The 11,271-nt window shown below is 71.6% G+C and carries 9 protein-coding genes; 4 read left to right on the top strand and 5 right to left on the bottom strand.

Annotated features, from left to right (window positions below; translation table 11 throughout):
- Positions 1-21: 21 nt before the first annotated feature.
- Positions 22-1,611: an ABC transporter substrate-binding protein gene (locus ABD127_RS11115; protein WP_344201269.1), complete on the bottom strand. Its 1,590-nt coding sequence runs from the start codon at positions 1,609-1,611 to the stop codon at positions 22-24.
- 222 nt (positions 1,612-1,833) lie between these two features.
- On the opposite strand from ABD127_RS11115, the gene ABD127_RS11110 reads away from it, so the two are divergent.
- Together ABD127_RS11110 and ABD127_RS11105 are read left to right on the top strand one after the other, a co-directional pair.
- The gene (locus ABD127_RS11110) at positions 1,834-2,730 is read left to right on the top strand and encodes an ABC transporter substrate-binding protein (RefSeq protein WP_344201266.1); all 897 of its coding nucleotides are present in this window, start codon (positions 1,834-1,836) and stop codon (positions 2,728-2,730) included.
- A 61-nt stretch (positions 2,731-2,791) separates the two neighbouring features.
- Complete coding sequence (locus ABD127_RS11105) at positions 2,792-4,327, top strand: MFS transporter (protein WP_344201263.1); 1,536 nt, start codon at positions 2,792-2,794, stop codon at positions 4,325-4,327.
- Here ABD127_RS11105 and disA read toward each other — a convergent pair.
- Together disA and radA are read right to left on the bottom strand one after the other, a co-directional pair.
- Positions 4,318-5,394, bottom strand: a complete 1,077-nt coding sequence (gene disA, locus ABD127_RS11100) for a DNA integrity scanning diadenylate cyclase DisA (RefSeq protein ID WP_425545824.1) — start codon at positions 5,392-5,394, stop codon at positions 4,318-4,320. The genes ABD127_RS11105 and disA overlap by 10 nt on opposite strands.
- A gap of 45 nt (positions 5,395-5,439) precedes the next feature.
- Positions 5,440-6,822 carry a DNA repair protein RadA gene (gene radA, locus ABD127_RS11095; RefSeq protein ID WP_344201257.1) on the bottom strand — a complete coding sequence of 461 codons (1,383 nt, stop codon included), beginning with the start codon at positions 6,820-6,822 and terminating at the stop codon, positions 5,440-5,442.
- 76 nt (positions 6,823-6,898) lie between these two features.
- On the opposite strand from radA, the gene ABD127_RS11090 reads away from it, so the two are divergent.
- Positions 6,899-8,542: an FMN-binding glutamate synthase family protein gene (locus ABD127_RS11090; RefSeq protein WP_344201254.1), complete on the top strand. Its 1,644-nt coding sequence runs from the start codon at positions 6,899-6,901 to the stop codon at positions 8,540-8,542.
- A 313-nt stretch (positions 8,543-8,855) separates the two neighbouring features.
- Here ABD127_RS11090 and ABD127_RS11085 read toward each other — a convergent pair whose 3' ends face one another.
- Both ABD127_RS11085 and ABD127_RS11080 read right to left on the bottom strand, forming a co-directional pair.
- Positions 8,856-9,494 carry a VOC family protein gene (locus tag ABD127_RS11085; protein ID WP_344201252.1) on the bottom strand — a complete coding sequence of 213 codons (639 nt, stop codon included), beginning with the start codon at positions 9,492-9,494 and terminating at the stop codon, positions 8,856-8,858.
- Between the two features lie 67 nt (positions 9,495-9,561).
- Positions 9,562-10,308 (bottom strand): DUF3109 family protein, encoded by a 747-nt coding sequence (locus ABD127_RS11080; RefSeq protein WP_344201250.1) that lies wholly within the window; start codon positions 10,306-10,308, stop codon positions 9,562-9,564.
- Between the two features lie 51 nt (positions 10,309-10,359).
- On the opposite strand from ABD127_RS11080, the gene ABD127_RS11075 reads away from it, so the two are divergent.
- Positions 10,360-11,268 carry a Ppx/GppA phosphatase family protein gene (locus ABD127_RS11075; RefSeq protein ID WP_344201249.1) on the top strand — a complete coding sequence of 303 codons (909 nt, stop codon included), beginning with the start codon at positions 10,360-10,362 and terminating at the stop codon, positions 11,266-11,268.
- Positions 11,269-11,271 lie beyond the last annotated feature (3 nt).

The following is an 11,271-nucleotide window of genomic DNA, read 5'->3' as shown; positions in this document are numbered from 1 at the left end:
GCCCCCCCCCTCCGGTGAAGGTCACGCCTTGTCGAGCCAGACGTCACCGAGCCACGGGATGTGGCTCGCCTCGAACGTCGGGAGCTTCGTCGTGTTGCGGTACGCCAGCGGCTGGATGAAGTCGTACAGCGGCAGGTAGTACGCCTCGGTCAGGATCAGCTCCGAGGCCTCGGCGGCGAGCGACTTGCGGCCCTCGAAGTCGGGCTCGGCGAGGATCTCGGTGAACAGCGCGTCGAGCTCGGGGTCGAGGCCCTTGTAGTTCGTGCGCAGCGCGTCGGTGTCGGGCCGGGTGCTCGAGGCCCAGGTCAGCGCGTAGTCGCCGGAGATCTGGCGCTGGTTGAGCTCGGCCGGGGTCAGGCTGTTGAACTTCAGCTCGACGCCGAGGTCCTTCCACTGCGACTGCACGACCGCCAGGTTCGGCTCGTGCGAGACCGTCGAGGCGCCGTAGATCAGCTCGAAGGAGAGGCGGTTGCCATCCTTCTCGCGGACGCCGTCGCTGCCGACCTCCCAGCCGGCGTCGTCGAGGATCTGCGCGGCCTCCTTGGCGTCGCTCGAGATCAGGTCCGCCTGGTCGGTGTAGAAGGGGTTGCTCGCGGTGAACGCACTGGTCGGGGCGACGTCGATCGTCGAGGCGCGCTCGAGCACGGCGTCACGGTCGATGCCGAGGGCCAGGGCCCGGCGGACCTCGACGTCGTCGAGGCCGGGCACGTCGGTGTTCACGACGAAGCCGAGCGCGCTGCCGGGCAGCGGCTCCGTGCGGATCGTGATCTCGTCGCTGGCGGCGAAGTCGGTCTTGTCGGCCGGCTCGGTGTTGTGCAGCAGGTCGAGGTTGCCGGCGCGCAGCTCGGCGGCGGCGATGCTGTTGTCGGGCGTGGTGAACACCTCGATCGTGTCGAGGTAGGCCGCGCCCTGGTTCTCGGCGACGGCCGGCGCCCAGGCGTAGTCGTCGCGGCGCGTCAGGACGTAGCCCTCGTCGCCGTTGTTCTCGCTCAGGGTGAAGGCGCCCGATCCGATGATCGTGAGCCCCTCCTGGCGCTGGTCGAAGGAGAGCGCCGACGTCTCGGGCGCCACGATGCCGAGCGAGGTCGTCGAGACGGCCTGCAGGAACGAGGAGTTCGGGGCGTTGAAGTCGAAGACGACCGTCTGCGCATCCGGCGTGGTGATCTCCTTGAGGTTGCCGATCCAGGAGTTCACGACCGCGTACTTGGCACCCTGGGCGCGCAGCGCGTCGAAGCTCGCCTTGACGGCGGCCGCGTCCAGGACCTCGCCGTTGCTGAAGGTCACGCCGTCACGCAGCGTGAACTCGTAGCGCGTCGCGTTCTCGTTGACGGTCCACTCGGTCGCGAGCCAGGGCTCGAACGAGCCGTCGTAGGCGTTGAAGACCAGCGAGTCGACCAAGCCGCGCAGCGGCACGACCGGACCGTAGCCCGTGTTGGCGGCCGGGTCGGCGGACTGGACGTTGGTCGAGCGGTACTTGAGCGTGCCGCCCTGGATCGGGTCCTCGGAACCGGCGGCCTCGGAGCCGCCGGTGCCGCAGGCGGACAGCAGCAGGGTGGCGGAGACCAGGCCGGCCAGGAGGGCCGTGCCAGCGCGTCGGGGGTGGCGCTTCATCGTCGGGGACTCATCTCTCGTCGTGCCGACGCCGACGGATTCGGCGTCATCGTGCACGGGAACCGTAGGACGGGGTCCACGGTGAAGGATGCTCATCTCATTATATGAAACTTTTACGAACGCCCTGTTAGATCTTCTAGTGTGCGGTGCGTGCTTCTACGGGCTCGCGCCCCACGACCACGACAGCGACACGACAGCCCCTGTCACCACCCAAGGAGTCCCATGACCATCAAGATCGAGGCGGCAGGCGCCGTCTTCTACCTCCCGTACTACGTCGCCGAGGAGGAGGGGTTCTTCGCCGACGAGGGTCTGGACGTCGAGCTCATCCGTGAGCGCGCCAACGAGGAGACCGAGCTCCGCTTCATCGAGCGCCCCGACGCCGTCTCCTCCTTCAGCAGCTTCAAGCTGTTCGAGGCCGGCCAGTCGCAGCTCTACAACGCGTGCGAGTGGGGCCAGCTGCGCCGCTCGCAGGACAGCCAGGTCTCCGGCAAGGTCGTGGCGCGCCGCTCGGCCGTCGCCAGCCAGGCGATCATCGTCCGCCCGGACTCGCCGTACGAGGTCCCGGGCGACCTCGCGGGCGTCCGTGTCGGCGTCAACTTCCACCACGGCTCGCACTACCTCGTGCTGCAGCTGCTCGAGGGCTTCCTCGCGCGCACCGACATCAACCTGGTCGGCATCAAGGGCAAGGGCCGCTTCCAGGCCCTGCGCGACGGCGACATCGACGCGGTCGCGGTCATGGAGCCGTGGATCACGGTCGCCGAGAAGGCCGGGTACAAGATCCTGACCGAGGGCCACTACTTCGGCGCCGAGATCGCCGGCGACTCGCTGACCGACGACGAGTTCACCAAGATCAACCGCGCCGTGAACCGCGCCGTCGACCTGATCCGCACCGACATCCGCCCGTACCTGAAGCACCTGATCGCCACGGCCGCCGCCGAGGGCGAGGAGCTGCAGCCCGAGGACTTCAAGCTCGGCCGCCTGCGGTACATCCACGCCGGCCCGTACCCGGAGGACCACTTCAACCGCACGGTCGACTGGGTCGCGAGCTGGGGCCTGATCGGCGGCGAGAACGACTTCGTCAAGCTCGTCGACAACACCAAGCTGCTGCAGGAGGCGTGAGCCCCGGCCCACGGCTGACCCCGGCGGTGCGGACCTCGGTCCGCACCGCCGGTGCCGTGTCATGACCACGTCGACCCCGGTCGCGAGCAGCGTCAACCGCGCGGCCGTCCTGATCCTCTGCGGGGTCACGGCGGGCATGCTGCTGCTCGACATCCACAAGGTCACGATCGCGATCCCCTCGATCGAGCGGGCCCTCGGCGCCGGACCCGTCTGGATCCAGCTCGTCTCGGCGGCGTACGTCGTGGCCTTCGCCGTGACGCTGGTGCCTGCCGGTCGCCTGGGTGACGGCGGTCGACGCATCCAGCTCGTCTACGTGGGTCTGTGGCTCTCGCTGGCGGCCAGCCTGCTGTGCGCGATCGCGCCGACCGCGCCCGTCCTGGTGCTGGGTCGCGCTCTGCTGGGGGTGTCGGCCGGCCTGCTGATGCCGCAGATGATGGGTCTCGTCCAGCACCTGTTCGCCCCGGCCGAGCGGGGGCGCGCGTTCGGCACGTACGGGGTCTGCGTCAGCCTCGCGACGGCGCTGGGCCCGACGGTCGGCGGACTGCTGATCACGACGCCGCTGCTCGGCTGGCGCGGCGTGTTCGTGCTGAACCTGCCGGTCGTGGTGGGGCTGCTCGTGGCCGCCCACCGCCTGCTGCCCGCCGTGGGCCCGGCGCGCGCTGACCGGACGTTGCGCCCCGACCTCGACGTGCTGGGGCTCGGGCTCGGCAGCATCGCGCTCGTGCTGCTGCTGGCGCCCCTGATCTTCACGACGGGGCGGCCCGGCGACGTCGAGCTGCGCTGGCTGGCGCTCCTGCCGGCGGTGCTGCTGGCCGTGGCGTTCGTGCGCCGCAGCCGCCGCCGGGTCGCGGACGGTCGCGCCGCGGTCATCGATCCCGATCTGCTCCGCATCCCGAGCTTCCGCACCGGAGTGCTGGTCTCCCTGACCTGGTTCGCCAGCGGTCCGGGCGTCAACCTGGGGCTCTTGATCCATCTCCAGCAGGCCCAGGGGCTCTCCCCGTTCGTGGCCGGCCTGCTGATGCTGCCGTCGTCGGCGACCTCGGTCGTCGGGGCCTGGGTCGGCGGTCGGGTCGTGCAGCGCTGGGGCCGTGCGCTCAGCGTGACCGGGATGCTGCTGACGCTCGTCAGCGTGCTCGGCACCGTCGCGATCCTGCTGTCCGGCCCCTCCACGCTCCTGGTCGTGACGGCACTGCCCGCCCTGCAGCTGCTCAGCGGGCTCGGCGCCGGGTTCGTGGTCTCGCCCAACCACTCGATGACGCTGCAGGACGTCCCGCGCGAGCAGGGGAGCGCTGCGTCGTCGATCGGCCAGCTGGGGCAGCGCGTCGCCAACAGCCTCGGCGTCGCGACCGCGTCGATGGCGTACTACGCCGTGGTCTACGGGTCGGGGGCGACGCTCACGACCGCCTCGGCGGACCTGCACACCAAGGCGCTCGCCCGCTCGACCGCCGTGGCCCTCGGATTCCTGCTGATCGCGCTCGTCGTCGTGCTCCTCGACCTCCGTCGCACCCGCCGCGACGCCCGTTCGCTCCCTGAGGTGCGAGGAGGAACGACGAGCCTCGAAGGGAGTACCTCAGCCAGGGTCGGGGGTCAGACGTAGCGCTCGAGGATGCTCGAGTCGGCCAGGCGTGACAGGCCCTCGCGCAGGCTCTTGGCGCGGAGCTCGCCGACGCCGTCGACCGAGGTGAGGTCGTCGACGCTGGCCGCCAGCAGCTTCTGCAGCGAGCCGAAGTGGTCGACGACGCGCTCGGCGACCGTGGCCGGGATGCGGGGGACCCGCGCCAGCATGCGGTGTCCGCGCGGGGAGAGCGGAGCGTCGAGGGTGTCGTCGGTGCCGATGCGCATCGCGCGGGCGATGCGGCCGAGGTCGACCAGGTCGGGCGCGTCGACGGCCTCGAGGTCACCGAGGACCTGCGCGGTGGGGCGCGCACGACGGCCGCGAGGCATGTAGTCGCGGATCAGCAGCTCGCGCTCGTTCTGCACGCCGCTGACGAGCTCGTCGAGCTGCAGCGACAGCAGGCGGCCCTCGACGCCGAGCTCGAGGACGTAGGCGTCGATCTCGCGCGCGATGCGGTCGACCATCTCGAGACGCTGGGCGACCTGGGCGACGTCGCGCACCGTCACGAGGTCCTCGATCTCGAGCGCCGACAGGGAGTCGGCGACCTCGTCGAGCCGGTGGCGGTAGCGCTCGAGCGTCTGCAGCGCCTGGTCGGCGCGGCCGATGATGGCGGCCGACTCCTCCAGGACGTGGCGGACCTCGCCGCTGTAGACCGCGATGGTGTGCATCGAGGCCGACACCGAGATGACCGGCAGGCCGGTCTGACGGGCCACGCGGTCGGCGGTGCGGTGACGCGTGCCGGACTCGACGGTGGGGATGCTGGGGTCGGGCATGAGGTGCACGCCTGCGCGCAGGATGCGCTCGGCCTGGGCGTCGAGGATGATCGCGCCGTCCATCTTGGCCAGCTCGCGCACGCCGGTGGCCGAGAACGGGACGTCGAGGACGAACCCGCCGGTCGAGAGCGACTCGATCTGCTTGTCCTGGCCGATCACGACGAGAGCGCCCGTGCGGCCGCGCAGGATGCGCTGCAGGCCCTCACGCAGCTCGGTGCCGGGCGCGACGGACGCCAGCACGGTCCTGAGGTCGGGTGGGTTCGGCACAGCCGCCAGTGTAGGTGCCCGCCGGCGCAGTGCGGACCCTCGATGGCGCCGGGGTCAGGACAGCGCCGCGCGCACGGCCGTGGCGACGTCGCCGACCTTGGCCACCGTGAGCGAGGGCGGCACGCCGGTGAGGTCGCTGCCGGCGGGCACGATCGCGCGCTTGAAGCCGATGCGGGAGGCCTCGCGCAGGCGCGCGCCGAGCTCGCGGACGGGGCGGACCTCGCCCGCGAGGCCGACCTCGCCGATCGCGACGAGGTCGGTCGGGCAGGGACGGTCGCTGACGGCGGACGCCAGCGCCACTGCGGTGGCCAGGTCGACCGACGGCTCGACGAGACGGGCGCCGCCGACCGAGGCGGTGTAGACGTCGAGCTGCTGCACGGGGACGTTGACGTGCTTGGTCAGCACCGCCAGGATCATCGCGACGCGCTGGCCGTCGAGCCCGCTGGACGTGCGGCGCGGGTTGCCGCCGGAGGTGGCGGCGACGGTGAGGGCCTGCACCTCGGCCAGCAGGGGGCGGCGGCCCTCCATCGTGACCGTGACGCACGTGCCCGCGACGGGCTGCTCGTGGCGTGAGACGAACAGGCCGGTGGGGTCGGGCACCTCGACGATGCCGTCGCTCGTGAGGTCGAAGCAGCCGATCTCGTCGACCGGACCGAAGCGGTTCTTGACCGCCCGCAGGAGCCGCAGCCGTGACGCGCGGTCGCCCTCGAACTGCAGCACGACGTCGACCAGGTGCTCCAGGACGCGCGGACCGGCGACCGAGCCGTCCTTCGTGACGTGGCCGACGAGCAGGGTGGCGATGTTGGCGGTCTTGGCGCGGCCGATGACCGCTGCGGCGACCTCGCGCACCTGCGTGACGCCGCCGGGGACGCCGTCGACGTCGGCCGACCCGATGGTCTGCACCGAGTCGACGATCAGGAGGCTCGGCTGCACCTGCTCGACGTGCGTGAGCAGGGCCCCGAGGTCTGTCTCGGCCGCGAGGTAGAGCTCGTCGGCGACGGCGTCCATGCGCTCGGCGCGCAAGCGGACCTGGGCGGCGGACTCCTCGCCCGAGACGTACAGCGTGCGCCGGCCGGCGCGGGCCCAGCGGGCCGCGGCCTCGAGCAGCAGCGTGGACTTGCCGACGCCGGGCTCGCCGGCCATCAGGAGCACGGCGCCGGGCACGACGCCGCCGCCGAGCACGCGGTCGAGCTCGGGGATGCCGGAGGTGACGGCGCGAGCCTCCTCGGTCAGCACCTGCCCGATCGGGACCGCCGGGCGCGTGACGGCAGCAGCGGCGGTGCGGCCGGCGGCGCGCTCGCCCCCGGCGACGTCGACCGTGCCCCAGGCCTGGCACTCGCCGCAGCGGCCGACCCACTTGGACGTGGTCCAGCCGCACTCGGCGCAGCGATACGCGGGACGTGCCGCCTTGCCGGACCCGGCCTTGGTGGTCGCCATGGCGACCACCCTAGGTCGCCGCACCGACATCCCGGCGCGGTGTGCGCGCGCGGGTGCGCGGTGCCATGCTGACGAGGTGAAGCGCGTGCTCGTCGTCGTGATGGTCCTGCTGCTCGGCGCAGGGTCCCTCGCCCTCGGTCTGACCACCGAGAAGTGGTTCTTCGACATCGTGGGGCTGGCGGCGCTCGCCCTCGCGGTCGTCGGCTTCTACGACCTCGTGCAGACCCGGCACAGCATCACCCGCAACTACCCCATCGCGGGCCACGCACGCTTCCTGCTGGAGCACATCCGCCCCGAGATCCAGCAGTACTTCGTCGAGTCCAACACCGAGGGCATGCCGTTCGACCGCGAGACCCGCGACCTCGTCTACGACCGGGCCAAGGGCAACCACGGCGAGGAACCGTTCGGCACCGAGCGCGACGTCAACGCGGTCGGCTACGAGTTCGTCGCGCACTCGATGCGCGCCCGGCCCAAGCCCGACACCCCGCAGCCGCGGGTGCGGCTCGGCGGGCGCCACTGCACCCAGCCGTACGACATCGCCCTGCTGAACGTGTCGGCCATGAGCTTCGGCTCGCTGTCCGGCAACGCGATCGAGGCGCTCAACGCCGGTGCCGCGATGGGCGGGTTCGCGCACGACACCGGCGAGGGATCGATCTCGCGCCACCACACCAAGCACGGCGGCGACCTCGTCATGGAGGTCGCGTCGGGCTACTTCGGCTGCCGCACGCCCGAGGGGCGCTTCGACCCCGACGCCTTCGCGGAGCGGGCCCAGCTCGACCAGGTCAAGGCGATCAACATCAAGATCTCCCAGGGCGCCAAGCCCGGCCTCGGTGGGCTGCTGCCGGGCACCAAGGTCAACGCCGAGGTCGCCGAGGCGCGGGGAGTGCCGGTCGGCACGACGGTCGTCTCGCCGCCGGTGCACCCGGAGTTCTCGACCCCGCTGGAGCTCGTCGACTTCATCGCGCGGCTCCGCGAGCTCAGCGGCGGCAAGCCCGTCGGCTTCAAGATCTGCATCGGCTCACGCCGCGAGTTCCTGGCCATCTGCAAGGCGATGCTCGAGCGGGGGAGCGCCCCGGACTTCATCATCGTCGACGGCTCGGAGGGCGGCACGGGCGCCGGACCGGTCGAGTTCGAGGACCACGTCGGCATGCCGCTGACCGAGGCGCTGATGTTCGTGCACAACGCGCTGGTCGGCGTGGGCCTGCGCCACGAGGTGCGGATCGGCGCCAGCGGCAAGGTCGCGACGGGCATCGACATCGTCAAGCGCATCTGCCAGGGAGCGGACTTCACGATGTCCGCCCGGGCGATGATGTTCGCGATCGGCTGCATCCAGGCGCAGACCTGCCACACCAACACGTGCCCCGTCGGCGTCGCGACGCAGGACCCCCAGCGCGCGCGGGCCCTCGTCGTGGACGACAAGAAGCACCGCGTCTTCCAGTACCAGGAGAAGACCGTCAACTCCGCGCGCCAGATCGTCGCCTCGATGGGGCTCGACGACTTCGACCAGCTCAACCCGCGCAAGCTCTTCCGCCGGGTCGACCCGCAGGTCACCCGGACCTACCACGACCTCTACGAGTGGCTCGAGCCCGAGCAGCTGCTGACCACCCCGCCCGAGGACTGGGCGCGCGACTGGGCCGAGGCCGTTGCCGACTCCTTCGAGCCCGCGAGCAACTCCGGCCCCCGCGAGGACCAGCCCGCCATGTCCCGCAGCAACCACTGACGGGGGTTCCGTCGGCTGACCGCGGCAGGTGGTGCCGGACAAGCGGCCACGGACACCAGCCGATGGTCCCCGCCGAGATGTGACGACTTTGAGCCCATTCTCGGCGTCAGAACGGGCCCAAACTCGACACATCTCGCCGGGCCGCCAGATGTGGTCAGTTGGGTCACGGAATCGGGCCGAAAGCGTGTCCGGAGTGACCACATCGTGCGGGAGGCGGTCGGGTGACCGCCGCGGTGCCCACGGTGCTGGTCCGTGGCCGCTTGTCCTCAGCTCTACGCTGAGCCGCACCCGGGAGGTGCCCCAGCCGCCGACCTCAGATGCGGACGTCGCCGTTCGGGGTGCGGAAGGTGATGGCGAGGATGCCGGGCATCGCGTTCGGGGCGGCCCAGTCGACCTTGATCGACTCCAGGGCGTCGAAGACCTTCTCGCCGAGCCAGTCGGCGACGCGCTGCGGGTCGCCGGCGATCTCCATCTGGACCAGCTCGATGTCGCTCGGCACCGCCTGCGAGGGGTGCTCCTCGGGCGCGATGTCCCAGCGGGTCACGTAGGGCAGCTGCGGGTCGGCCTTCATCGAGCTCGTGCCGATCTGGTGCCACTCGAGGTTGAAGCCGTCGGGGCGGCGACGGTTGCCGGGCACCGCGTGACGCCCCATCCGCTGCTCGACCTCGGCCAGCTCCTCGACCGCGAGGCACCAGTGCAACCAGCCACCGCCGGCCTCGGAGCGCTCACGCACGACCTGGCCGAACGCCATCTTGTCCGCCGCCGGGTGGTCCAGGACCTCCACGACCTCCAGGTACTGGCGGTTGGCCAGCGGGAGGATGCGGTTGCGGGTGCCGAAGCGCGGGTGCACGCCGCCGTCGATGAAGGTCGAGCCCAGCTGGGACCCGAGCTTCTCGGTCGTGGCGTCGAGCCCCTGGGGCCCCACGGCGAACGTCACGTGGTCGAGATGCATGCCTCAGTGTCGCCCGAGCGGACCGTTCCGGACTTCTCAGGGTCACCTAACCAGGCGCTCCCGCGGCTCAGCCCTGGGGCTGGGACGCGGGGTGGGGCACCGGGATGCCCGCTGCCTCGAACGCCTCGCAGTGACGCGCGAGCTCGGCGTACCCGTCAGCCCCCATCAGCGCGACGAGCTCGGCCCGGTTGGCGAGGTAGACGGGCTGGAGCCCGACGTGGGCGTCGGTGTTGGACGAGCAGTACCAGTCGAGATCGGCCCCGCCCGGACCCCAGCCGGCGCGCACGTACTCGCCGATCGTGACCTCGGTGTACTCCTCGCCGTCGCCCGGGTCGACCTCGCGGAACTGCCGGCGCAGCGGCAGCTGCCAGCAGACCTGCGGCTTCGCCTCGAGCGGCTCGATGCCCTCGGCCAGCGCCAGGCCGTGCAGCGCGCAGCCGTAGCCGCCCGCGAAGCCCCGGGAGTTGTGGAAGATGCAGGCGCCGCCGACGGCACGCGTCTTGAGGTCGCCGTCGTCGTCGCGCTCGGTCCAGCCGTTCGTGACGCCCTCGTCGTGGCGCTCCCAGCGCTCCGGCGTGAGGCGGTCCACGAACGTGGCCACGGTGTCGTGGTCCTCGTCGTCGGCGAAGTGCGCGCCGAGCGTGCAGCAGCCGGCGTCAGGGCTGGACTCGTAGATGCCGGGGCAGCCGGCACCGAAGATGCAGGTCCAGCGCGACGTGAGCCACGTCAGGTCGCAGCGGAACACCTCGGAGGCGTCGTCCGGATTGGTGAACTCCACCCACGAGCGGGGGAATCCGAGGTCGACTTCGGGCATGGTGCGGCCACTCTACGTCGGGCGACCGACCCCCGTGGGACGATGTTTGCCATGCGCATGGGCGTTCTCGACATCGGCTCGAACACGGGGCACCTCCTCGTGGTCGACGCCTTCCGTGGTGGTCCTCCCGTTGCGGCCTACTCCTACAAGGAGCCCCTGCGGCTCGCGGAGCACCTCGAGCACGGCTCGGTGTCCGACGAGGGCGTCCGCCGACTCGTGGCGTTCTGCCAGGAGGCCAAGCGAGCCGCCGAGGACCAGGGCTGCTCGGAGGTCATGGCCTTCGCCACCTCCGCGGTGCGCGAGGCGAGCAACGCCGAGGAGGTCATCGCGCAGGTCAACGAGGCCACCGGGCTCGACCTGCAGGTGCTCGCGGGTGACGACGAGGCCCGCCTGACGTTCCTGGCGGTGCGCCGCTGGTTCGGCTGGTCCGCGGGGCGCATGGGCGTGTTCGACATCGGTGGCGGGTCGCTCGAGATCGCCGCAGGTGCCGACGAGACCCCCGACGTCGCCTACTCGCTGCCGCTCGGCGCGGGCCGCCTGACCCGCGACTGGGTCGAGGCCGGCCGTTCCGTCGAGGACCTGCGCAAGCACGTGCGGGCCGAGATCGCGGCCGGCGCCGGGCCCATCCTGCGCGCGGGTGCCTTCGACCACGCCGTCGCGACCAGCAAGACCTTCCGCTCCCTGGCCCGCGTGTGCGGGGCGGCCCCGTCGGGCGACGGCTCGTTCGTGCGCCGGTCCCTGACCCACGCCGACCTCACGATCCTCGTCGACAAGCTGCGCGAGCTCAGCGTCGACGAGGTCGCCGACCTGCCGGGCGTCTCCGCCGACCGTGCGCACCAGCTCCTCGCCGGGGCGCTCGTCGCCGACGCCACGATGAGCCTGTTCGGCCTGGAGCGGCTCGAGATCTGCCCGTGGGCGCTGCGCGAGGGCGTGCTGCTCGAACGCATCGACCACCTCTGATCG

Source organism: Aeromicrobium alkaliterrae (assembly GCF_039529015.1).
Lineage (GTDB): Bacteria > Actinomycetota > Actinomycetes > Propionibacteriales > Nocardioidaceae > Aeromicrobium > Aeromicrobium alkaliterrae.
The sequence above is the reverse complement of the archived record's forward strand: the minus strand, read 5'-3'. Positions and strand labels throughout refer to the sequence as shown.

Coding starts and splice junctions, on each gene's coding strand:
- ABD127_RS11115 (WP_344201269.1), bottom strand. CDS start 1,611: ATGAAGCGCCACCCCCGACGCGCTGGCACGGCCCTCCTGGCCGGCCTG.
- ABD127_RS11110 (WP_344201266.1), top strand. CDS start 1,834: ATGACCATCAAGATCGAGGCGGCAGGCGCCGTCTTCTACCTCCCGTAC.
- ABD127_RS11105 (WP_344201263.1), top strand. CDS start 2,792: ATGACCACGTCGACCCCGGTCGCGAGCAGCGTCAACCGCGCGGCCGTC.
- radA (WP_344201257.1), bottom strand. CDS start 6,822: ATGGCGACCACCAAGGCCGGGTCCGGCAAGGCGGCACGTCCCGCGTAT.
- ABD127_RS11085 (WP_344201252.1), bottom strand. CDS start 9,494: ATGCATCTCGACCACGTGACGTTCGCCGTGGGGCCCCAGGGGCTCGAC.
- ABD127_RS11080 (WP_344201250.1), bottom strand. CDS start 10,308: ATGCCCGAAGTCGACCTCGGATTCCCCCGCTCGTGGGTGGAGTTCACC.
- ABD127_RS11075 (WP_344201249.1), top strand. CDS start 10,360: ATGCGCATGGGCGTTCTCGACATCGGCTCGAACACGGGGCACCTCCTC.